This is a genomic window from Novosphingobium umbonatum (genome assembly GCF_004005905.1).
In the GTDB taxonomy this organism is placed as follows: domain Bacteria; phylum Pseudomonadota; class Alphaproteobacteria; order Sphingomonadales; family Sphingomonadaceae; genus Novosphingobium; species Novosphingobium umbonatum.
Genome location: NZ_SACO01000022.1, coordinates 1 through 22,029 on the forward strand (window position 1 = coordinate 1; position 22,029 = coordinate 22,029).

A 22,029-nucleotide genomic window follows, 5' to 3' on the forward strand; every position below is an offset into this window, starting at 1 on the left:
CCTCTGTTGTGACGTTGTGAAAACGTCACAATGGCACATTCGATGCCGTCGGGAGGGGGCATCCACTCCATCAATTCTCAGTGAAAATTTACGCCCCTCCCGGGTCAATTCTCAGCGCAACTCAACATCGATGACGGACAGAGCGAGCAATGCGCGGTAACTTTCTGGCATTCACTCGTACCCACCCGGATGCAGGGAAGTATCATTAATAAAAATGATGATTGTTATATAGTTCGGTTCGTTGATTGATGACTTCGTGGTCCGTAACTCTCTGCCTGCAATGGCGCAGAGAGGCGGCATGGGTGGCGCGCGACATCACCTCCACCTTTTCTGCGTGAGCAAAGGGAAGAGAGATGACGTTCAAGGCGCTTCGATGCCCATCGACGGATAGACCGATGGTACTTTCGGGTTTGATCCGGGGCATCCACTATTCCGTCGTAAACCTGCCACGCACCCCTGAGCTTTCGTCATCGCGCACGGTTGGATTGCAATGAGCGGCGGCATGGCCATGGCGGCTTTACCCATCAGCCATAGCGAAGATACTGCCGCCGTGAGTGCGGCCCGCCTCTCAATGCGGGAAAAGCTCAGCTATGGCGCCGGCGAGGTGGCCTCCAACCTTGCCTGGAACATGGTTACGGGTTTTCTCCTGCTCTATTACACCGATGTGGCGCTTCTGCCGGTGGCGGCGCTGGGCACATTGATGCTGGTGACACGGGTGGCCGATGCAGTGGTCGATCCGCTGGTCGGCCTGCTGGTTGACCGCACGCAGAGCCGGTTTGGCAAGGCGCGGCCCTATCTGCTCTGGGGCGCGGTGCCTTTCGGGTTGCTCACGGTTGCCACTTTCGCGGTGCCGGGAGGCGGGGTCGGTTTTCGCCTGACCTATGCCTATGTGACCTTCACCCTGCTGGGCTTTGTCTATGCCCTGCTCTACGTGCCCTATGGCGCGATGCTGCCGATGCTCAGCCGCGATCCGGGCGAAAAGACCCAACTCGGCAGTTTCCGCGCGATGGGTTCCTCGCTGGCCTCGATCATCGCCTATGGTGCGGTGATGCCGCTGGTCGGGATGATTGGAGGACAGGATCGCCAGTTCGGTTTCCTTGTCACTGCCGCGATCATGGGCGCGGGCAGCGCGGCGCTCTATCTGTTGACCTTTGCCAACACGCGTGAACGCCTGTCGCGCCCGGCGCTGGGCGAGGGGCGCAAGGTGGGCGTCAGCCTGCGCCAGATGGTGGCCAATCCGATCTGGCGGATCACCATTGCTGCGGCCATCCTGATCTTCGTCAAGATCGGCGTGATGGTGTCGAGCTTCGTCTATCTGGCCAAGGATGTGCTGGGCAAGCCGGCGGTTATCTCCATCGCCTTGCCGCTGATGTCGGTGGCGATCATGAGCGGGGGCTTCATCTCGCGCGCCTATCTGCTGCGTTTCGGCAAAAGGCGGGGCAATCTGTGCGCCATCGGCCTGTCGCTGGCGCTGTTCCTCACCCTGCCCTTTGCCGAAGGGAACCTGCCGCTGTTCACCGCGATTTTCGTCCTTTCGAACATCGTGGGCGGGATTCAGGCCACCACCACTTTCGTCATGGCCGCCGATGCCGTCGAATATCAGGACCGGCATTTCGGTGACCGCGCCGAAGGGCTGCTCGCCTCGACCGTCAGCTTTGGCACCAAGCTGGGCATGGCGCTGGGCATTGCGGCGACGGCCTATGTGCTGGGCTGGGCGGGCTATGCGCCCGGTCATGCCTCGGCGGGCACGAATGGCGCGCTGCGCTGGGTGTTTTACGGCGGTCAGGCCGCGCTGATGCTCGCGCTGATGATCGTCATGTCTTTCTATCGGTATGACAGCACCGTCGCGTCTGCCGCCTCCGTTGAAAAGGATTAATCCCATGATGGATCACCGCGTGGTGAGCGATGGCGGCCTGTTCGCCAGTGCCTCCGGCTTTGATGTTGATGTGCGCCTGCCCTGGTATCGCAGCCTGCCCCTGTCCGTGGTCGAGGTGGTCGAAGTCGCGCTCGACGGGCATGTCATCGCGCTCGAAAACGTGACCTTCGAACTCAATGGCGAAACGCTGCGCCCGGCCGAACTGCGCCCGCGCACCGATGACTATTGGTATGTTCTGGACAGCGCCCTGCTGCATGTCGCTCACGCTCCGGTGGCGCAGGGCAGCACGCATGAGGTCTGCGTCACCATCGCCGTGCGCCCGCCCTATATTCAGGGCCTGAACCGCATCGTCAAAACCACCAAGACCCTGACAGCCCGGTAAGGAGCGCGCGATGACCACCACCAATGCCAAAGGCCTGAAACTTGGCACCACGCTCTACAGCCTGACCACGCAGTTCCATGCGCGCGAGTACAGTTTCGAGGAACTGGTCCGCAAAGTGGCCGCTGACGGGATCGGCCCCGGTCTGGAAGTCGTCGGTTTCCAGAGCATTCGCGGCTTTCCCAAGGTCAGCGACGAATTTGCCGAGCGTTTTGCCGCGCTGATCGAGGAAACCGGGCTAGTGCCCTCGTGCCTTGGCATCAATGCCGATCTGCGGATCGACCCGGACAGGCCGATGAGCGAGGATGAGAGCCTTGCCTATCATATCGGCCAGCTTGAAGCGGCGGCCAGGCTCGGCTTCCCGCTGGTGCGTTACCAATATCCCGCCGGGCCTGCGGTGATCGAGCGGCTTGCTCCCACCGCCGAAAAGCTGGGGGTCAAGCTGGGGCTGGAGGTTCACGCGCCCCATCATGCCAACCATCCCGACATTCTGGCCTATCGTGAGATGTATGAAAGGGTTGGCTCGCCCTATCTGGGCTTCATCCCCGATTTCGGAGCAACTGCCCGTGCCGTTCCCCCCAGTTTCTTTGAGGCTCAGGCTGACAATGGTGTGCCTGCCGATCTGATCGAATTAGCCAAGGACTATTGGGCGCGCGCAGGTGAGCCCTATGAGCGGCGAGATGCTTATATCGCCGATGCGCGCGGGCGCGGTTTTGCCGACCGGCATATCATGGCGCTGGTCATCATCTTTGGCCTGTTCAGCCGTGCGACGCCTGAAAGCTGGGCCGACATCATGCCGCAGGTCATCCATATCCACGGCAAATTCTTCGACTTTGACGACAATGGTCAGGAAATCGCGGTCGATTACGAGCGCATCCTGCCGGTCTTCGTCGCGGCGGGTTATGACGGTTTCATGTCCAGCGAATATGAAGGGCATATGTGGAATGATGCTGACGGTTTTGACAAGATCCGCCGCCATCATGCGCTGTGCCGCGGCATCCTCGACCGGATCCAGCCGTGAGCAGCGCCATCCCTCGGCGCGACCTCTTGCGCTTCAGCGCCCTTGGCGGGGTGCTGCTGGCCGGGGGAGGCGTGGCCTATCGGCTGGTGGGGCGGCGCGATCCGGTGTCGCCCGCCTTTATCGCCCGCCTGTGCGACATGGTGCTGCCCGCCACGGATACGCCGGGGGCGGTGGGGGCCGGGGTTCCGGCCTTCCTGCCCATCGCCTTTCAGCATGGGCTGTTTGGCGGGAATGCCGATACGCTGGGCCTGCTGCGCGATGCTCTGGACCAATGGAGCGCGGGCGGCGATTTCAGCCATGCTGGCCCTGCCGAGCAATTGCAGATCCTTTCCACGCTCGACCGCGAAACTTTCAGCCGCCCGCGGGCGCAGCGCTCGCAGACCTCGGCGGCGGCCGATGGTGCCGGGGCGGGGGCCATGGACGGCTTTGTCCTGTGGCGCGTGGTCAAGGATGCCATCGTCTCGTCCTATTACACCAGCCAGATCGGCGGTGAGCGCGAGCTTGGCTTCCAGCTGATCGCCGGGCCTGATTACCGCGCCGATGTCGCGGTGGGCGAAGTGCGATATTTGTCGAACTACTGGGTAGAGAATGTGTTCTGATGGACAGCCAATTTGACGCAATCGTGGTGGGTTCGGGCATCACCGGGGGCTGGTCGGCCAAGGAATTGACGCAGCGCGGCCTCAAGGTGCTGATGATCGAGCGCGGGCCGCCCATCGAGCATCAGGTCGATTACAAGAACGAGATGAAGGCCCCGTGGGAGATGCCGTTCCACGGCTTTGGCGATGCCAATCTCTATAAACGGGAATATTTCATCCAGAGCCAGAAGACGATGTTCTTCAACGAATATAATCAGGACCACTGGGCCAATGATCTGGCCAATCCCTATCAGCAGGCGCAGGGGACGCGGTTCGACTGGTTTCGCGGCTATCAACTGGGCGGTAAATCGCTGATTTGGGGGCGGCAATGCTATCGATGGTCCGACATTGATTTTGGCGCAAACAAGGCCGATGGGAACGGCGTGGACTGGCCGATCCGCTATGCTGATCTGGCGCCATGGTACGATCATGTCGAGAATTTCATTGGCGTTTCCGGTTCAGAGGAAGGGCTTGAGGTGCTGCCCGATGGCCGCTTCCTCCCGCCCATGGAATTGCGCGCGGCGGAAAAGCGGGTGAAGCAGGCCATTGAAAGCCACTATCCCGATCGCCGCATGATTATCGGTCGCTCGTCCAACATCACGCGGCAGGTGGGCGATCGTAGCCCTTGCCAATACCGCCTGCTGTGCAGTCGGGGCTGCAGCTTCGGCGCCTATTTCTCAACCCAGAGTTCGACCCTGCCCGCAGCGCGTGCCACAGGCCTGCTGACCGTGCTGACCGATACGGTGGTCGAGGCGGTAGAGCATGATCCGGTGACGGGCCTTGCCACCGGCGTGCGCACGGTGGGCACGAAGGATAAAAAACGCCAGCGCTTCACCGCCCGGCTGGTGGTGATGAATGCGGGAACGATCAACACCAATGCCATCCTGCTGCGATCGCAATCGGAACGCTTTCCCAATGGTCTTGCCAATTCGAGCGGGGTGCTGGGGCGCTATCTGATGGATCATGCTTCCTCCACGGCGGCGGTAGGGTTGGTGCATGGGGTCGATGATCGCAGCTATTTCGGCAATCGGCCCAATAACATCATCATCCCGCGCTTCCGCAATATTGGTGGGGACACTCAGGCCTTCCATCGCGGCTATATGTTTCAGGGCGCGGCATCGCGTCGCGGCTGGAAACGTGGCGGCGATCAGGCGGGCCTCGGCGCGGAATTGAAGCAGGAACTGAAAGGGCCGGGCGAATGGACGATGTTTCTTGGCGCCTTTGCCGAATGCATGCCCAAGGCCGATAATCGCATTACCCTGCACAAATCGGCCATCGACACACAAGGCCTGGCGCAGGTGGAGATCGCCTTCACCTTTGGCGCCAATGAGCAAGCCGCCCTGCGCGATGCGGAGAGCGAGGCGCGCAAGATGCTGGAGGGTGCCGGTTGCACCGTCCTCATGTCCTCATCTCAGCCTGATCCGGGCGGCTCCTCGATCCATGAGATGGGCGGGGCGCGGATGGGCCATGATCCGGCGCAATCCGTGGTCAACCGCTTCAATCAGGCGCATGACGTGCCCAATCTGCTGATCACCGATGGCGCCTGCATGAGTTCGAGCGCATGTCAGAACCCTTCGCTCACCTATATGGCGTTGACGGCGCGTGCCTGCGATGCGGCGGTGTCGCGGATGAAGGAGCATAAGGCGTAAGGCGCCCTATCCCCCGATCCGCGCCTTGATATCGGCATTGAGCATGGTCGTTGCATCAAGGATCTTGCGCTTGAGCCAAGCCATCGCCTGAAGCCCGTTGTTGCGCTTGTGCCAGACCAGATGCAGCGCCGCTTCCGGCAGGGCGATGGGCAGAGGCTGGAACGTGATCCAGTTCTGGCGAAAGCCATCGGCCACCAGCCGCATCGGCAGGACCGCCAGAAGATCGGATTCCCGCAGCATGGTGGTGGCCACGAGGAACTGGTTGACCACCAGCTTGATCGGCCGACTCTTGCCCAGTTCCTGCAGCGCGGCATCGACCGGAGACACCGAAGAGGGCGATCCCGAAAGATTGATATGCAACTGGGGCAGGCTGCATAATTCATCGATGCTCAGGGGGTGATCCAGCATGGGGTGGCCCTTGCGCGCGGCAATGACATAGCCCTCGGACCAGAGGGGGATCGCCTCCAGCACGGTCATCCTGGGCGGTTCGATGCTGATGGCGAAATCCACCTCGCCGCGCACCAGTCTTTCGGCGGTCAGTTCGGGATTGTGCGGGACGAAGGACAGGCTGACCCCCGGCGCGTCCTCGTGAATGCAGCGATAGAGATTAGGCGTCAGCAGCGCCGCCGAGAGATCGACCATCGAGATGCGGAAATCGATCGTGCTGGTCGCCGGATCGAACAGGCCGGGCCGGACCGACCTTTGTAGCTGGGTCAGCGCGGCGTGGATTTCGGGCCACAGGACCAGCGCCCTTTGCGTCGGTTCGACGCCGCGCGCGGCCTTTACGAACAGCATGTCGTCGAACAGCGCGCGCAGGCGGTTGAGCGCATTGCTGACCGCCGATTGCGTCAGGCCAAGCCGGATCGAGGCGCGCGTCACATGCCGTTCGATCATCACCATATCGAACACCAGCAGCAGGTTGAGGTCGATCCGTGTGGTTTCGCTGGCCAGATCCGAACCGGCTTTGGGCAAGGGCTTTCTCCCGTTTTTCCGCGCGGCATGGCGGCATGTCATTTATTGGAGTGATGATTGTAATATACGTCACTGCGTTGTTCAATGACGTTTTGACACATAAACAGGCCCCCGAACTTGAATGAAGAGGGGAGTGGAAAGCGTGTCGCATGATGTCGATGTAGCCATCATCGGTTTCGGACCAGCCGGAGAAGTGCTGGCCTCAACGCTGGGTGAGGCGGGTTTCAAAGTGCTGGTGGTGGAACGCTGGCCTCAGCCCTATCCTTTGCCCCGCCTGACGACGCTGGATGGCGAATGCTGCCGGATCGTTCAGGCCACCAGCGCGGATGTGGACCGGGGCTTTCAGGAAAGCTGCGTGCAGGATGCGGCCCATTTCCTCAACGCGGAGGGGCAGCCGCTGATGCGCGTGCTTTATCCTGGCCATATTGGCGGTTGGCCCGCGCGGGTCTCGATCTTTCAGCCCGATTTCGAACGCGGCATTGCCGACAAGGTCGAGGCCATGGCCAATGTCGAAATCCGACGCGGCTGGGAAATGCAGGATTTTGTGCAGGACGAGGATGGAGTCACGCTGACCATCGCGCCTTTCGATGCCGCGGCGGGTCAGGCTGGCGACAAGGCCGAGACGTTCCGCGCCCGCTATATGGTGGGCACCGATGGCGCGCGCAGTTCGGTGCGCGAGAAGCTGGGCGTCGAACTGACCGATTTCAACCTGCACGAGCGCTGGCTCAATTTCGACGCCGAACTCAAGCGCCCGCTGCCGGAACATTTCAACAGGCTGGCCATCTTCATGGATCCCGCCCGGCCGCATATGTATATGCCCATTGGCGAGCGCTATCTGCGCCTCGAATTCCGCGTGATGGAAGGGGAAACCGACGAGCAGGTCACCGTCCCCGAAGTGGCGTGGGAATTCCTGACCCGCGAACATGGGCTGGGGCCTGATGATGTGCGGATCATGCGTCAGGTGGTCTATCATTATTACACCCGTCTGGCGCAGCAATGGCGGGTCGGGCGCGTATTTCTGGCGGGCGATGCGGCGCATACTTTCCCGCCCTATATGGGGCAGGGGGGCTGTGCGGCGATCCGCGATGGGCGCAATCTGGGCTGGAAGCTGATCGAGGTTCTCTCGGGCCGCAGCGAGGAAAGCCTGCTCGACCTCTATCAGATCGAGCGGATGCCGCATCTGATGACGATCCTCAAAGGCTCGGACATGCTCTCGCGCGTGGTCAATGTGGTGGACTCGGACGAGGCCGCGCAGCGCAACAAGGGCATGCGCGAGCAAGGCGACCGCCGCCCGCCCGATCTGCCCGGCATGACGACGGGCATCCTGCAGGAAGGTTGCTCGGCCGCCGGGTCGATGACGCCGCAGGGGATTTTGCGCAAGGGCGTGGGTCTGCGCTGGTGCCGGGGCGACGATCTGCTCGGCACCGGGTTCCAGATCTGGGCGAGCGCGGATGTCCGGACCGCGCTCAATGCGGACAGCAAGGCGTGGCTGGCCGCGCGCAAGGTGGGGATCGGCGTGTTTGGCGATCCGGCATCGCCTGACGCTCTGGAGGATTGTGACGGGGTCTATGGCGAATTCCTGCGCCGGCATGGCTGCGAATTCGTGATCCTGCGCCCCGATTTCTTCGCCTTTGGCGGCGGCGCAATGGATCAGATCAACGCCGTGATCGCCGATTTGGCCTGCCAGATGAAGGCGCCTGTTGCCGCGCTGACCGCCGCCTGATTTTCATAAGGACAGATACCATGACCTATCTCGTCGGCGGCCTTGAACTGGATCGCCCCTTTCGCATCGAGCGGCTTGGCCATTTCGGCTATCACACGCCCGATCTGCCCGGCACTTTGCGCTTCCTGACCGAGGAACTGGGGCTTTTTTGCAGCGATATTGACGATTTTACCACCCGCGTGCCTGAATTGCCCAAGGAACACGCGCTGGGTTATTTCATCCGCTGCAACAGCGATCACCATACGATGGTGATCGGCAGCCAGTTGCTGGTCGATACGCGCGAACCGGCGCGTAAAGGCGCGCTGGTCAATCAATTGTCATGGCAGGTCGGCAGCCTGAAGCAGGTGGTCGAGGGGATCGATTACCTCGACCACAATGCCCGCCTGCGCCGGATCGGGCGGGATTCGCCGGGGTCGAACTGGCATGCCTATGCCTATTGCCCGGACGGCTATGTCAATGAAATCTATTACGGCATGGAGCAGGTCGGCTGGGATGGGCGCAGCAAGCCGGTCGCCTATGCCGAGCGGGCCTATCACACCCGCCCGCCCTTGCCGCAGATCCGCGAGCATCAGGAGGTCTGCGATATCGAGGCCCGCGATGGCATCCTGCCCGGCTTCCGCCATGAGGAAAAGCGCGAGGCTGCCTATGATGTCGAAGGCGTCCTGCTGCCTCAGCCTTTCCGCCTGACGCGCCTCGCGCGGGCCTGCCTGTTCGTTGCCGACCCGGAGGCCAGTCTGGCTTTCTATCAGGACACTCTGGGCCTTAAGGTGACTGAGCGGCGCGGGGGTATGATCTTCCTGCGCGCCGCGGATGAACACCACTCGCTGGCCCTTCTGCCCGAGGCGATGAAGGGCGAACTGGGCATTGGCGCTGCATGCAGCTTTGCCGTGGCCAGCTATGACCAGCTGCGCGCAGCCTATGATTACCTGCGCACGCGGGGCAATGTGATCCTTGATCTGCCCGCCGATCTCTCGCCCGGCCTGTCCTACGGCTTCTGGGTCAAGGGGCCGGAGGCGGTCGCCATCCAGATTACCTATGGCGCCGAGCGTTTCGATGCGGGGGGCAGCACTCCGCCCGCCATGGCCGATCTTCCGGCCACCATCCAACATGGCGGCGAGCGCTGGTTTCAGCCGCCCTTTCTGGGGCCGCTCGGCTGATGCCTTATATCGATGTACCCGATGCGCGTCTGCGCTATGATGTCACCGGCGAAGGCCCGCTGCTCGTGTTTGTCCACGGGGCGGGGGCCAATGCCACGGTCTTCTTCCAGCAGGTCGCCCATTTTGCCCGCAATTACCGCGTGCTGTGCATGGATATGCGTGGGTTTGGCGGCTCGCTCTGCAAGGCCGAGACGTTCCATCAGCGCTGGTTCCCCGATGATCTGGCGCGCATTCTGGACGCTGAGGCCGATGGTCCGGCAGGCGTTGTTTGTCAGTCCATGGGCGCATGGGCCGGCCTGCCGCTGGCCGTGCGCGAGCCGGAAAGGTTCCGGGCGCTGGTGCTGTCTGGCTCGCCTACGCCTGCTTACGGCCCGCATCATGCCTCGCTGACCAATGTGTCGAACACGTTCAAGCGGGCCGGGGCCGGCGAGAAGGTCGCCCCCACCCAACTGGGCTTTACCGAGCATTTCGTGGCCAACCGGCCCGATCTCATCGCTCTTTATCAGATGCTGGCGCGGCAGAACCAGAAGGTCGATACCTCGCACATCACCGATCCCGAATTGCGCCTGATGCCCGAACATTTCGCGGATTATCGCGTGCCGACGCTGGTGATGGGCGGATTGCAGAACAAGCTGCTGGGCGCTGAAACCCACAAGATCGCGGCCGGCTTCATTCCCGGCGCGCAGGTCTACACATTCCCCGACAGCGGCCATTCCTCCTATTTCGAGGAACCGGCCCATTACAACCGCGTGGTGGAGGAGTTCTTCCGCCAACATGGCCATGGAGAGGACAAGGGCCAATGATCAGCCGAAACAATCTCAGCCTTGCCGAGGCGCAGTTCCTGGCCGAGGCGGCCTGCGCTGCTGCACGGGCGAAGGGGGACAGGTTCCCCATCTCCGTCTCGGTGGTTGACACAAGCACCTATCTTCAGGCGCTGGCGCGGATGGACGGCGCGCCTCTGTTCAGCGCGCAAGGTTCCTTCGACAAGGCGCGCAGTTCGGCCGAGGGCGGCCATCCCACCACCTTCTTTGAAAAGCCGCTCAACGAAGGCCGCTTCTCGATGGTGAAGCTGCCCCATACGCCGATCGAGGGCGGGTTGCCGGTGATCGTCGATGGGCAATGCGTGGGCGCGGTCGGGGTGGCCGGCGCACCGCCGCATCTCGATGCCGAATTCGCGCAGGCCGCGATTGACGCCTTTCTGGCCAAGGGGATTGCGAAGTGAAACTGACATCCTATCGCCATGAGGGCAGGGAAAGCTGGGGCGCGGTGACGCCTGAAGGCCGGATCGTCGATCTTTCCGATCTGGCGCCCAGCCTGCGCCGGGCGCTGGCCGAGGATGCCTTGCCGGTTGCCCTCGACGGGCGCGAGGCGGGGCTGATGCTGGCGGAGGTGGAACTCCTACCTGTTGTGCCCGATCCGGACAAGATCTTCTGCGTCGGCATCGCCTATCATGCCCATCGCCTTGAAACCGGGCGGGATGAAAGCGCAGCGCCCATCATCTTCACCCGCTTTGCCAATACGCAGGTGGGCCATGATCAGCCCTTGCTGCGTCCGCAGGAATCCGAGCAGCTCGATTTCGAAGGCGAGATCGCCATCGTCATCGGCAAGGGCGGGCGGCGCATCCCGACCGACCAGGCATGGGAGCATGTGGCCGGTTACGCCCCCTATTGCGACGCCACGATCCGCGACTGGCAGCACAAGACCGGGCAATGGACGCCGGGCAAGAATTTCATCGGTACCGGCGGTTTCGGCCCATGGATGGTCACGCGCGACGAGATCGAGGATGGCAAAAACCTCACCCTCATCACCCGCCTCAATGGCGAGGAAGTTCAGCGCACCACCACCGACCTGCTGATCTTCAGCATCCCGGAAATCATCGCCTTCTGCTCGACCTTCACCACGCTGGAGCCGGGCGATGTGATCGCCACCGGCACGCCGGGCGGCGTCGGGGGCAAGCGCAAGCCGCCGCTCTGGATGAAACCGGGCGATGTGCTGGAGGTTGAGGTCAGCGATGTCGGCATCCTGCGGCATCCCATCGAGGACGAAGTGCTATGAGCGAGACGGATGGCATTGTCGAAACCGTCAATCTGGCGGCCGAAGAAGGCCGCATGGGCTTTTACGAGCGGGCCAGGGATGCTCATCTCGCGCCGCTCTGGCGGGTGCTGCACGGGCTGGTGACGGCCGAGCCCAAGGTGACGGCCTTGCCCGCGCATTATGCCTATGCGCAGGTGCGGCCCTATCTGATGGAAGCCTGCGACCTGATCGGCACCGAAGAGGCCGAGCGACGGGTGATGGTGCTGGAAAACCCCGGCCTGCCGGGCCAGTCGAAGATCACGCCCAGCCTGTTCTGCGGCCTTCAGATCATCCTGCCCGGCGAGATCGCCCCGGCGCATAAACATGTCGCCTCGGCTTTGCGCTTTATCGTCGAGGGGCGCGATGCCTATTCGGCCATTGCGGGCGAAAAGACGATGATGGAAGTGGGCGATTTCGTCATCACGCCCAGCATGACTTGGCACGACCATGGCAATGAATCCGACGGGCCGATGGTGTGGATCGACGGGCTGGACATGCATATGGTCAACCTGTTCAGCGCCTCTTTCCGCGAGAATTATCCCGGCGCGACCCATCCGACACTGAAGCCGCAAGGCGGGACGATGGCCGAGGTGGGATATAATATGGTGCCCGATGGCTACGCCCATGCCTCGCAAACCTCGCCGATCTTCAACTATCCCTATCGCCGCACGCGCGAGGCGCTCGACAGGTTGGCACGGTTCCGCGAGCCGGACGTCTGTCACGGGTTCCGCATGAATTACATCAATCCGCTGACCGGCGGATCGGCCATGCCCACCATTTCCACCGCGATGCGCCTGTTGCCCAAGGGGTTTGTCTCGGCGCCCTATCGCTCGACGGCGGGCACGGTGTTCAATGTGGTGGAAGGTAGCGGCACGGTGCGCGTGGGCGATCAGACCTATGCCGTCACCGCCAAGGACATCTTTGTCGTCCCAAGCTGGTTCCCGGTCACATTCGAGGCCGCCCAGGACATGGTGCTGTTCAGCTATTCCGACCAGGTGGTGCAGGAAAAGCTTGATTTCTTCAGGGAGAAGCGTGGCAATGACTGAATATGTGTTCGCCCCCGCGCCGGTGATGGGCGTGCCGGTTGTGGGCAGCGACAGGCTCTATCCGGTGCGGCGGATCTATTGCGTGGGCCGCAATTACCTCGACCATATCCGCGAGATGGGTCAGGATGAGCGGCAGCCGCCGTTCTTCTTCCAAAAGCCGACCGATGCCATCGTCCAGGATGGCGCGACCATCCCCTATCCCGTGGCGACTCAGGATTATCAGTTCGAGATCGAACTGGTGCTGGCCATCGGCAAGGGCGGGGCGGATATTGCGGTGGAACAGGCCGGTACCCATGTGTTCGGCGCGGCGGTGGGCATCGACTTTACCCGCCGCGACTTGCAATTGCGCGCCCGCGACACCGGCCGTCCATGGGAAGCGGGCAAGTCCTTTGACCAGTCCGCGCCCATCGCCGCTATCGTGCCGATTGCCGAAGGGCGCCTGCCCGAGGCCGGGGCGATCACGCTGGATGTCAATGGCGAGCAAAGGCAATCGGGCGATCTGGCGCAACTGATCTGGAATTGCGCCGAGATCGTTGCGCAGCTTTCCCGCCATTACCGGCTGGAGCCGGGCGATCTGATCTATACCGGCACGCCCGCCGGGGTCGGGCCGGTGGTGGCCGGAGATCGCATTGTCGGACGGATCGAGGGGCTGCCCTCGCTGCACCTTACCATCGCCTGATCAACGTGCGCCTGATCAGAGTCGCTTGATCGGTGCGTGATGGTCGGAGACCGGGCGGGCCTGCCTCTCCAATTGGCCCGCCTCGTCTCTTGTCGTTTCCGGCATGGTCATGGGTGCTTTGTCGGTACGAACCTGATGGCCCATGTCGCATCTAGGTCTGGAATCGGCCCGTCACTTGCGCGCCAAAACTATCATCAATTACAGTGATGATAGTAATATGCAATACGATATTGAGTTATGACGTTCTGATTGTCACTCCTTGATCGTCCAGCCCGGACCTTTCGCCATCCGCAACACAGGATGCACCGGGCAATCAACAACAGGACGGAACAAGGGGAGAGACATGATCGATACTCGCATATTCCTTTTTGCCGGCACGGCGATGATGGCAGGCGCGATACCGGGCGCGGCATGGGCGCAGGCGGCCCCCAAGGGCAGCGGTTTGCAGGAAATTATCGTCACGGCCCAACGCACCGAATCCGCCGCGCAAAAAACGCCCATTGCCCTGACGATCTACACTGGCTCCGATCTGGCCAATCAGGGCGTCAACAATGTCGCGGCCCTTGCCGCGGTCGATCCCAGCGTCAATTTCACCAGCAACAACGGCACGGCCTATGTCGCCATTCGCGGCATTGCCTCGACCGATACGACCGAAATCGGCGATCCCTCGGTACCTGTGGCGCGGGACGGGTTTTTCACAAACCGCCCCTATTCGCTGCAACTGGGCATGTATGACCTTGCCCGCGTGGAAGTGTTGAAAGGGCCGCAGGGCACGCTCAACGGGCGCAATTCGACCGGCGGCCTTGTCAGCATCATCACCAATCGTCCGGGCAAGACCATTGGCGGCTATGGCTCGGCCGAGGTCGGGAATTTCGGTGCGTTCAACGGTGAGATGGGCGTCAATCTGGCCTTTTCCGATATGGTTCAGGCGCGGGTATCGGGCGTCTTTCGGCACCATGATTCCTATCGTTTCCGCACAGGCATCAATCAGGGCGGCAATGACGAAAACGGCGCTTCCATCCGCGCGCAACTGGCGGTCCAGCCGACCACGGGCCTGAAGCTGTGGGGTTCGTATCAGCATGATGGCATCGATGAATTGGGGCCGGTGGTGTTCAAGGCGCCGATCAAAACGATGCCCGATTTTGGCAATGCCCACCAGTTCCCCGGTTTCACGCCGGTTTACAACAAGGTGCAGGCCGATCGTTTCCGCTGGGAAATGACCTATGACCAACTGCCTCTTGACGCCACGCTGGTCTATTCGGGCGGTTATGAGAGCCTGACCTATAATCATGCCCTGGACGGCACTGACCCCGCCTTTGGCTATCCGGCAACGCGCCAGTTCCGCAACAGCGAAATGCCCAAGACCTGGAACCATGAAGTGCGGATCTCGACACCGGCCGAGCGCAAATTCTCGATTCAGGGCGGCTACTTCAACTTTCGCGAACACAGCGTGATCGACAATGGCATCATCAATCTGGATTGCGTGGGGGCTTTTGCTCCGGGCGGCCCGCTCAACAATCTGTGTCAGGCGGGTGTCTATGGCATTCATTTCAACTTTGATGTGGTCAGCAAATCGCAGGCCGCGTTCGGTCAGGCCGCCCTGCGTCTGACGGACCAGCTCCGGCTGAGCGCGGGCGCGCGCTATACGTGGGATGACAAAGTCCGCACCGGCACGAACATGACCTTCCTCAAGGCGCTGGCCAGCCCCTTCATTGGCGCCCCGGCCAGCATCACCTCGGGCGATGGCACGCTGCACGATCAGCAGCCCAGCTATCACCTTGGCCTCGATTATACGCCCGGCGCGGGGACGATGGTCTATGCCAAGTTCGATACGGGCTATAAATCGGGCGGCTTCAACACGGCCACAACCGGGGTGACGACCTATCAGCCCGAGAAGGTCAAGACCTTTGAAATCGGCACGAAAAACCGCTTTGCCGGAAACACTCTGCAATTCAACGCGTCGGCCTTCTACACGATCTATACCAATTATCAGGCCAACCAGATCGCCAACAATCTCCTGCAGGTGTTCAACACCGGCGGCGCCCGGATCTATGGCGCCGAGGCGCAATTTACCGCGCTGGTCAGTCAGGCAACGCGGATCGATCTCAATGCCGCATGGCTGCATACCGCCTTTGACAACGGCATCACCGTGTCGGAAGGTTCCAACACCAACAATGCCGTCAATCGCAACATTGGCGGAAACATGCTGCCCAATGCCCCGTCCTTTGTGCTGGGCGGAGCGGTCGAGCAGAGCTTTGCCCTTGGATCGGGCAAGGTGAAGATGCGTGTGGACGGGAAATATTCCTCGAAGTTCTATTACACGGTGTTCAACGATGCGGACACTCGCTCTGGCGCCTATTTCCTTGGCAATGCGTCGATGACCTATGCCCCGGACAATGGGGTCTGGCAGGTCCAGTTGTTCATCCGCAACCTTACCGACAAGGTGGTCCTGTCGCGCGCGATCCGGAATTTCAACTCGAACACCAACGAGTATGAATTCCAGGCCCCGCGTACGTTCGGGCTGCGTGGTGGCTTCAAGTTCTGACGACGTTAATGCTTAGGGAAGGGGTATTCCCAGCAATTCGGGAGTGCCCCTTTTTAAGTGTTCGCAGGCGAGGCTTGTAGACCGGCGCCCAAAAATCTGCCTGCTGGATGGATTAAGGGCAGAGCACCGCGAGAATCGGATAAATTCCTACCTATTGGCCCATAGCCAAAAGCCGATGTCCGTTTCGGCCAGTTTCGATCTTTGAAACTTCCGTTCCAGAGGCCACGACATAATCGCCGTAAACAGGCGCATCTGGATTTCGTTTGGGGCGACCGCTCTTGCCCGAAGGCGCAGCTCGGACCAAGCCGCTTCAACGGCAACAAGGTCCCACGACACCGCGTTCTGCTGCTGGCGTGACCCGACCAGACCACGACGTTCCGATGCATTACTTGGATCGTCAGTCTACGCCAATACCGGTCATTCCACGCACTGCGCCCCATTGATCGCTGTTGCAGCGAATGCGGTCACCGCCGGCCCAATAAACGGGTGCCAAAGCCGCCCTCCATTCAGGTGCCTGCCTTATGCGCCGACTTTACAATATTACAGCGGGGCATATCAGGAGCGAATTAGCGGGCAAAATGTGCATTTTCCGCCGTTTGCGATTCGTGGCTGCATTGAATGGGAAAGAGGCTGATGGGGATTTACGACGAGAAGATCGCTGGAGCCCCCCAGTTTGTCAGCTATTTTGGTCCCATGTTGGACATTTTGCGTGATTTGGGTGGTAAGGCAGCGCCAAAACAGATCTTTGACGCGATAATCGAGCGCTACAGCGTTCCTGATGAATTCCTTCAGCAGGCGAACAAGAATGGCAGGCCCAAGTTCGAGAACCGGGTTGCTTGGGCGAGGTTCTACCTGACTAAGGCTGGGCTGATGTATGCTCCCCAGCGCGGAATCTGGGGGCTGACGGAAGCCGGTAGGGCAACGCACCTTACCGCAGAACAGGCCGCTGAAATTTTCAAAGGGGTGCAAGCTTCACTGCCCCGGGATGAAGATGAGCAGCAAGCGCCCGAAGATGCGGGGGCAGCGACCACGGTCAGCTATTGGTTTGTGGGCTCCCACTGGTGGGGAGACAGCGGCGATCAGACGGACCGCTTCTTGAGTGAAGGTATTTGGCAAAACGGCTCCGATGATAAATTCTCTGACCTCGTCCGTCAGATGAAGCCGGGCGATCGGATCGCGATCAAGTCGTCCTACGTCCGTAAGCACAATGTGCCTTTTGAGAATCGAGGGCGCCCAGTCAGTGCGATGAAAATCAGGGCCATTGGCACCATTACGGCCAATCGTGGTGATGGCAGCACGGTTGATGTCGACTGGCAACCCCTCGCGGAACCGCGAGAATGGTATCTCTATACCTATCGCACCACCGTTTCTCGCGCGCGGTTTGAAGATGATGATATGGCTCGCCAGCTGGTGGCCTTCACGTTTGAAGGCGCGGATCAGGATTACGGGAAGTTTCTGGCTCACCCGTATTGGATTGAACGCTTTGCCCCGGACGTCGACCCGCTGAGTGAAGCGGAAAGCGACGATGAAGCGGATGAGGCCGAAGATGAGGCCCAAGCTGTCGATGTCTATGGCATAGCCGACATCATGGCGGAGGGCGGCTTTATGGCGGAGGCGGATCTCGCCGCATGGCTGGAGCGACTGCGCGTAAAAAAGAACCTTATCCTTCAGGGGCCGCCCGGAACAGGCAAAACCTGGCTTGCTAAGCGCTTGGCGCGGGCTTTGATCGGGCAACATTCACCGCGAGCAGATCAGCTAAGGTCGGTCCAGTTCCATCCGTCGTTGTCTTATGAAGATTTTGTGCGCGGCTACCGGCCATCCGCTGAAGGGAAATTAACGCTCAGCGATGGGGTCTTCCTGCAAATCGTCGAGGCGGCGAAAGCGCAACCTGACGTCGAGCACGTACTGATCATCGAGGAAATCAATCGCGGCAACCCCGCGCAGGTTTTCGGCGAAATGCTGACCTTGCTCGAAAACACCAAGCGCAGCAGGGCGGATGCGATGGAACTCGCCTATCGCAAAGTGCCGGGCGAGCGCATCCATGTGCCGGATAACCTCTACATCATTGGCACCATGAACATTGCTGATCGGTCACTGGCATTGGTCGATCTCGCCCTTCGGCGCCGCTTTGCATTTGTCACTCTGGAGCCGCTACTCAACGAAGCCTGGCAAAGCTGGTGCGCCCAGCGAGACCTGCCTGTTGATTTCGTTGAACTGGTCAGGGATCGCCTCGGCGCGCTCAACGAGGAAATTTCAGAGGATCGAGCCTTGGGGCCACAATTCAAGGTCGGCCATTCGTTTGTCACGCCTGGGCAATCGGTCAAAAGCCCGCACGACTGGTTTCGCGAGATCGTCCAGACCGAAATCGAGCCATTGCTCAGCGAGTATTGGTTCGACACCCCCGATCGGTCGCATGAGGCTGCGGCAAAGCTGTTGGCTGGGCTGTAATGTCGACCTACGGGGCAATCCCGCTCCGGAATATCTGGCTGCTCTTTCTATACGCGGCGGATATGGTGCAGCTACGGGATCGGTTCGACCATGATGTCGAGGCAGCCCGCGATTTGCCAGAACTCCTCGGGCGCCTGTTGACCACAGTCGTCGATCAACGGTTGCGCAGAAATTTGAGCCGAGGCTATCGGGTCCGATCGGCAACCTTGTCGCGCGTCCGGGGCAGGATTGATCTGCTGGAGACCGAGACACGACAGCTCATGGATCGTGGGCAAATCGCCTGCTCTTTCGACGAGCATACCATGGACACGCCGCGCAATCGGCTTGTTCGTGCCGCCTTGGATCGTTTGGCGGGCAGGATAACGAACGCGGATGTTGCCCATCGGTGCCGAACGGCATCCGGAGATTTCGGTCGCCTTGGTGTGTCAGCCACCCGCCCATCTCGAGCTGAAATGGCCACTGATCAGATCGGACGTAACGAAACCGCTGATCGGTTCATGGTTGCTCTGGCGACTATGGTGTTTGATGCACTCATCCCATCCCAAGCGGCAGGGGCAGTGGCAGGCGCTTTACCGGTGGACCAAGAGCATCTTGTCAGGCGCCTATTCGAACGGGCGGTGGGCAACGCTTTACGGTTGCAACTCGCTGGTGAAGGCTGGACGGTGAAGCAGGGGCGCAGAATACAATGGCCCTGCGACCAAAGGACCGACGGCATGGCCTCCATCCTACCTGGCATGCAGACTGACATCGAACTCAACCATATAGCGCTTGGGCGCAGGATCGTCATCGACACCAAATTCACCCGCATCTTCACCAAGTCCGATTACCGCGAGGCCATGCTCAAGAGCGGCTACCTGTACCAGATGTACGCTTATCTGCGGACACAGGAACTGGCGGATGATCGGGCCAGCCTGTGCTCCGAGGGTATCCTCTTGCACCCGCAGGTCGGAGACGCCGTCGATGAGGCGATGGCTGTCCAAGGGCATCTAATGCGCGCCAAGACGATTGATTTGATGGCGATACCTTCCGCCTTTGAGGCGCAATTGGGGGGCATAATCCATACACGGAACGGCTGATTCCGACCGAGGCTGTGTAAAAACGCCATTCTATGGTAGTGTTACCCGGTTATTCGGGAGGTTTCGCGATGGGCCGTTTCGTCGAGGAACAGGATCGTAGGCAAGACTTTTTGCTGCCAGCGTCACTGGATGATTATGTCGCGGACGACAATCCGGTACGGGTTGTCGAGGCATTCATCGACGAACTGGACCTAGTGGCAGTTGGCTTCGCCGGAGCGACGCCGGCACAGACCGGGCGCCCCGCGTACCACCCTTCGACGATGCTCAAGATTTACCTCTACGGCTATCTAAACAAGATCCAGTCGAGCCGACGACTGGAGCGCGAGGCGCAGCGCAATATCGAACTGATGTGGCTGACCGGTCGATTGGCACCGGACTTCAAGACGATCGCCAATTTTCGGCGGGATAATGGTGATGCTATTCGGGCTGTCTGCAGCCAATTTGTGGTTCTCTGCCGACAGCTGAGCCTGTTCGGACAGGCGACCGTCGCGATCGACGGCAGCAAGTTCAAAGCGGTAAACAACCGGGACCGCAACTACACGGCGCACAAAGCTGCCAAGCGGATCGAGCAGGTAGAGGCCAGCATCGACCGGTATCTGGCGGCACTCGACCGTGCCGATCGCGAAGCCAGCGACGTTCCGCAAGCGCGGGTCGAACAGATCCGCGAGAAGATCGCAGGCTTGCGCGGTCAGATGCGGTTCCTGAAGGAAATGGCCGCACAGGTTGAGGCTTCGCCTGATCATCAAGTATCCCTGACCGATCCGGATGCCAGGTCGATGAACAGCAGCGGGCGCGGCACTGGCATTGTCGGCTACAACCTGCAGGCAGCGGTGGATGCCGAACACCACCTCATTGTCGCGCACGAAGTGGTGAACGAGGGCAATGATCGGGCGCAACTCGCGCCGATGGGCCGGCAAGCGCAAGCGGCCATCGGCGCGCCCGAAATCACCGTCCTGGCCGATCGCGGCTATATGAACGGCGAGCAGGTGCTGGAATGCGAAGGCACCGGCATTCTCCCCTGCGTGCCCAGGACCGACACCTCCGGCAAAGCTCAGCGCGGCCTCTTCACCAAGGCTGACTTCGTGTATGACGCCAACCACGACCATTACACCTGCCCGGCAGGGGAGCATCTGACCAAGGCGCGGGCACGGTCGGACCATCACGGCGATATCGACCATTACCGCAACCTGAGAGCCTGCCTGAGTTGCGTCCTGCGGCCGCGCTGTACCACTGAATACGTGAAGCGCGTCAAACGATGGAAGCATGAGGCCGTCATCGACGCCATGCAAAGGCGGCTCGACTTGTTACCCAATGCCATGGGCATCCGGCGACGAACCGTCGAACACGTGTTCGGCACGCTCAAATCCTGGATGGGCAGCACCCACTTTCTGACCAAGACACTCAAAAACGTCAGGACCGAGATGAGTTTGTGCGTGCTGGCCTACAACATGAAGCGGATGATCCAGATGATGGGCGTCCAGCCACTCATTGCAGTGATCCGGACCTGATCGCGGCCCGCGTCTTCAGCAAAATCATGCACAGCCTGCCATCGCGCTAAAATCTACCACCTTCACCTTGGCGCGTTTTTACACAGCCTCGACCAGATCACGTCGTTCCAGTGCGGTGGCAAGAGCGCCTGCTTACGCCGACAGCCGTCATAGGGCTGGCCACCATGCCGTCTTCGGCATGATTTGCGAAATAGGCGCTCCGGTGCTGCTTTGACCTGGCCATCGTTGTTGAGAGTTCCTGTGTGTGCACACGCCATTGACCCATGCGTCATTGGCATATAAAAGGCGCCTATGACTAATTTGCAGACCGTGGTGGAACTGCCCGAGTTTCTGCGACGGGCTAAGGCGATCATGTCCGATGATGAGCGCGCCGCACTGGTGAATTATATTGCCGCAAATCCAGAAGCAGGTGTTTCCTTGGGCGGTGGCTTGCGCAAGGCCCGTATCGCTCGCGAGGGCAGCGGCAAGAGCGGTGGCTACCGGACGATCCATGTTTTCGGGGGTGTGGCGATGCCGATCTTTCTGGTCACGGTGTTCGCCAAGAACGAGAAAGACAATCTGAGCAGGGCTGAGCAGGCGGAATTGATCGCGCTCGGAAAACTTCTGCTCGCGCATTATGGAGATCGATCATGAGCGCTTTTGAAAGCATCAAGCAAGGCCTGACCGAGGCTTTGGCCTTCGCGGAAGGCCGCGAAACGGGTGCCGTCGTCCACCATGTGGAAGTGCCTGCTGTCGATGTGGCAGCCATCCGTGCCAGCACCGGCCTGTCCCAGGGTGCCTTTGCCCGCAGCATTGGGGTTGCAAAAGGCACGCTGCTGAACTGGGAGCATGGCCGTCGTCGCCCGACCGGCCCCGCCCAGGTGCTGCTGGCGATGATCGCCAAGAAGCCATCGTTGGTGAGCGAACTGTTGCGCTGAGGTGGTTGCGGGCGGGCGATGACATCCCCAAATGGTGTCCTGAATGTCCGCAATGTCTAACATTTTCCGCAGTCACCGACCAAAATGCGACGCTCCGAAGCGGTGCGGGGAATGTCAGTTTGCGCAGAAACCAGCCGCTGCGTGCGCAACACCCCCCTCCATGGGAGCAGGCTCGTGTTGAAAATGCGCGAACTGGTGCCTGCCAAAACCCGCAGAAAGCCTCATCCCCAGCTTGTCGCAGGAGTTCTAAGTCTCAGTTAAGTTTCGCGGCCCATACAGCCAACATCACCAACGCCAGAAAGCAGGTTTGATGTTGTCGCCAATG

General features: G+C 60.7%; 19 protein-coding genes. 18 read left to right on the forward strand and 1 reads right to left on the reverse strand.

Annotated elements, in window-relative coordinates; genetic code table 11:
• Positions 1-490: 490 nt before the first annotated feature.
• From EOE18_RS17290 to EOE18_RS17310, 5 genes are read left to right on the forward strand one after another with little or no spacing between them, the layout of a single operon-like run.
• A complete protein-coding gene (locus EOE18_RS17290) occupies positions 491-1,876 on the forward strand; it encodes an MFS transporter (protein ID WP_127711855.1) in 1,386 nt (461 codons plus the stop codon).
• Between the two features lie 4 nt (positions 1,877-1,880).
• Entirely contained in the window at positions 1,881-2,258 is a 378-nt protein-coding gene (locus EOE18_RS17295) for a C-glycoside deglycosidase beta subunit domain-containing protein (protein ID WP_127711857.1), read from the forward strand.
• A 10-nt stretch (positions 2,259-2,268) separates the two neighbouring features.
• Positions 2,269-3,276: a sugar phosphate isomerase/epimerase family protein gene (locus tag EOE18_RS17300; protein ID WP_127711859.1), complete on the forward strand. Its 1,008-nt coding sequence runs from the start codon at positions 2,269-2,271 to the stop codon at positions 3,274-3,276.
• Positions 3,273-3,875: a gluconate 2-dehydrogenase subunit 3 family protein gene (locus EOE18_RS17305; RefSeq protein ID WP_127711861.1), complete on the forward strand. Its 603-nt coding sequence runs from the start codon at positions 3,273-3,275 to the stop codon at positions 3,873-3,875. Before EOE18_RS17300 ends, EOE18_RS17305 begins: the two co-directional genes overlap by 4 nt.
• The gene (locus tag EOE18_RS17310; protein ID WP_127711863.1) at positions 3,875-5,560 is read left to right on the forward strand and encodes a GMC oxidoreductase; all 1,686 of its coding nucleotides are present in this window, start codon (positions 3,875-3,877) and stop codon (positions 5,558-5,560) included. Before EOE18_RS17305 ends, EOE18_RS17310 begins: the two co-directional genes overlap by 1 nt.
• Before the next feature lie 6 nt (positions 5,561-5,566).
• On the opposite strand, the gene EOE18_RS17315 is transcribed toward EOE18_RS17310, so the two are convergent.
• The gene (locus tag EOE18_RS17315) at positions 5,567-6,532 is read right to left on the reverse strand and encodes a LysR family transcriptional regulator (RefSeq protein ID WP_164852809.1); all 966 of its coding nucleotides are present in this window, start codon (positions 6,530-6,532) and stop codon (positions 5,567-5,569) included.
• A gap of 121 nt (positions 6,533-6,653) precedes the next feature.
• On the opposite strand from EOE18_RS17315, the gene EOE18_RS17320 reads away from it, so the two are divergent.
• The 13 genes from EOE18_RS17320 (at position 6,654) to EOE18_RS17380 (ending at position 21,704) form a co-directional block, all read left to right on the forward strand.
• Entirely contained in the window at positions 6,654-8,255 is a 1,602-nt protein-coding gene (locus tag EOE18_RS17320; RefSeq protein WP_127711867.1) for a bifunctional 3-(3-hydroxy-phenyl)propionate/3-hydroxycinnamic acid hydroxylase, read from the forward strand.
• Positions 8,256-8,275: 20 nt separating this feature from the next.
• A complete protein-coding gene (locus EOE18_RS17325) occupies positions 8,276-9,412 on the forward strand; it encodes a VOC family protein (protein ID WP_127711869.1) in 1,137 nt (378 codons plus the stop codon).
• Positions 9,412-10,215: an alpha/beta fold hydrolase gene (locus EOE18_RS17330; protein ID WP_127711871.1), complete on the forward strand. Its 804-nt coding sequence runs from the start codon at positions 9,412-9,414 to the stop codon at positions 10,213-10,215. Before EOE18_RS17325 ends, EOE18_RS17330 begins: the two co-directional genes overlap by 1 nt.
• Entirely contained in the window at positions 10,212-10,634 is a 423-nt protein-coding gene (locus tag EOE18_RS17335) for a GlcG/HbpS family heme-binding protein (RefSeq protein ID WP_127711873.1), read from the forward strand. Before EOE18_RS17330 ends, EOE18_RS17335 begins: the two co-directional genes overlap by 4 nt.
• Entirely contained in the window at positions 10,631-11,467 is an 837-nt protein-coding gene (locus EOE18_RS17340) for a fumarylacetoacetate hydrolase family protein (RefSeq protein WP_127711875.1), read from the forward strand. Before EOE18_RS17335 ends, EOE18_RS17340 begins: the two co-directional genes overlap by 4 nt.
• Entirely contained in the window at positions 11,464-12,531 is a 1,068-nt protein-coding gene (gene gtdA / locus EOE18_RS17345; protein ID WP_127711877.1) for a gentisate 1,2-dioxygenase, read from the forward strand. The genes EOE18_RS17340 and gtdA overlap by 4 nt, the downstream gene beginning before the upstream one ends.
• Positions 12,524-13,210 carry a fumarylacetoacetate hydrolase family protein gene (locus EOE18_RS17350; RefSeq protein WP_127711879.1) on the forward strand — a complete coding sequence of 229 codons (687 nt, stop codon included), beginning with the start codon at positions 12,524-12,526 and terminating at the stop codon, positions 13,208-13,210. The genes gtdA and EOE18_RS17350 overlap by 8 nt, the downstream gene beginning before the upstream one ends.
• A gap of 343 nt (positions 13,211-13,553) precedes the next feature.
• Positions 13,554-15,755, forward strand: a complete 2,202-nt coding sequence (locus EOE18_RS17355; protein WP_127711881.1) for a TonB-dependent receptor — start codon at positions 13,554-13,556, stop codon at positions 15,753-15,755.
• 633 nt (positions 15,756-16,388) lie between these two features.
• Entirely contained in the window at positions 16,389-18,203 is a 1,815-nt protein-coding gene (locus EOE18_RS17360; protein WP_220446039.1) for an AAA family ATPase, read from the forward strand.
• Positions 18,203-19,279, forward strand: a complete 1,077-nt coding sequence (gene mcrC / locus EOE18_RS17365) for a 5-methylcytosine-specific restriction endonuclease system specificity protein McrC (RefSeq protein ID WP_127711885.1) — start codon at positions 18,203-18,205, stop codon at positions 19,277-19,279. Before EOE18_RS17360 ends, mcrC begins: the two co-directional genes overlap by 1 nt.
• A gap of 68 nt (positions 19,280-19,347) precedes the next feature.
• On the forward strand, positions 19,348-20,787 hold the full coding sequence (locus EOE18_RS17370; protein ID WP_127711887.1) for an IS1182 family transposase: 1,440 nt from the start codon (positions 19,348-19,350) through the stop codon (positions 20,785-20,787).
• A gap of 291 nt (positions 20,788-21,078) precedes the next feature.
• On the forward strand, positions 21,079-21,420 hold the full coding sequence (locus tag EOE18_RS17375) for a type II toxin-antitoxin system RelE/ParE family toxin (RefSeq protein ID WP_127711889.1): 342 nt from the start codon (positions 21,079-21,081) through the stop codon (positions 21,418-21,420).
• Positions 21,417-21,704 carry a helix-turn-helix domain-containing protein gene (locus EOE18_RS17380; RefSeq protein WP_127711891.1) on the forward strand — a complete coding sequence of 96 codons (288 nt, stop codon included), beginning with the start codon at positions 21,417-21,419 and terminating at the stop codon, positions 21,702-21,704. Before EOE18_RS17375 ends, EOE18_RS17380 begins: the two co-directional genes overlap by 4 nt.
• Positions 21,705-22,029: the final 325 nt, after the last annotated feature.

Excerpts from the sequence above, each read along its gene's own strand:
- EOE18_RS17290 (WP_127711855.1), top strand. The coding sequence starts at position 491 with ATGAGCGGCGGCATGGCCATGGCGGCTTTACCCATCAGCCATAGCGAA.
- EOE18_RS17295 (WP_127711857.1), top strand. The coding sequence starts at position 1,881 with ATGATGGATCACCGCGTGGTGAGCGATGGCGGCCTGTTCGCCAGTGCC.
- EOE18_RS17300 (WP_127711859.1), top strand. The coding sequence starts at position 2,269 with ATGACCACCACCAATGCCAAAGGCCTGAAACTTGGCACCACGCTCTAC.
- EOE18_RS17310 (WP_127711863.1), top strand. The coding sequence starts at position 3,875 with ATGGACAGCCAATTTGACGCAATCGTGGTGGGTTCGGGCATCACCGGG.
- EOE18_RS17320 (WP_127711867.1), top strand. The coding sequence starts at position 6,654 with ATGAAGAGGGGAGTGGAAAGCGTGTCGCATGATGTCGATGTAGCCATC.
- EOE18_RS17325 (WP_127711869.1), top strand. The coding sequence starts at position 8,276 with ATGACCTATCTCGTCGGCGGCCTTGAACTGGATCGCCCCTTTCGCATC.
- EOE18_RS17330 (WP_127711871.1), top strand. The coding sequence starts at position 9,412 with ATGCCTTATATCGATGTACCCGATGCGCGTCTGCGCTATGATGTCACC.
- EOE18_RS17335 (WP_127711873.1), top strand. The coding sequence starts at position 10,212 with ATGATCAGCCGAAACAATCTCAGCCTTGCCGAGGCGCAGTTCCTGGCC.
- gtdA (WP_127711877.1), top strand. The coding sequence starts at position 11,464 with ATGAGCGAGACGGATGGCATTGTCGAAACCGTCAATCTGGCGGCCGAA.
- EOE18_RS17350 (WP_127711879.1), top strand. The coding sequence starts at position 12,524 with ATGACTGAATATGTGTTCGCCCCCGCGCCGGTGATGGGCGTGCCGGTT.
- EOE18_RS17355 (WP_127711881.1), top strand. The coding sequence starts at position 13,554 with ATGATCGATACTCGCATATTCCTTTTTGCCGGCACGGCGATGATGGCA.
- EOE18_RS17360 (WP_220446039.1), top strand. The coding sequence starts at position 16,389 with ATGGGGATTTACGACGAGAAGATCGCTGGAGCCCCCCAGTTTGTCAGC.
- mcrC (WP_127711885.1), top strand. The coding sequence starts at position 18,203 with ATGTCGACCTACGGGGCAATCCCGCTCCGGAATATCTGGCTGCTCTTT.
- EOE18_RS17370 (WP_127711887.1), top strand. The coding sequence starts at position 19,348 with ATGGGCCGTTTCGTCGAGGAACAGGATCGTAGGCAAGACTTTTTGCTG.
- EOE18_RS17375 (WP_127711889.1), top strand. The coding sequence starts at position 21,079 with ATGACTAATTTGCAGACCGTGGTGGAACTGCCCGAGTTTCTGCGACGG.
- EOE18_RS17380 (WP_127711891.1), top strand. The coding sequence starts at position 21,417 with ATGAGCGCTTTTGAAAGCATCAAGCAAGGCCTGACCGAGGCTTTGGCC.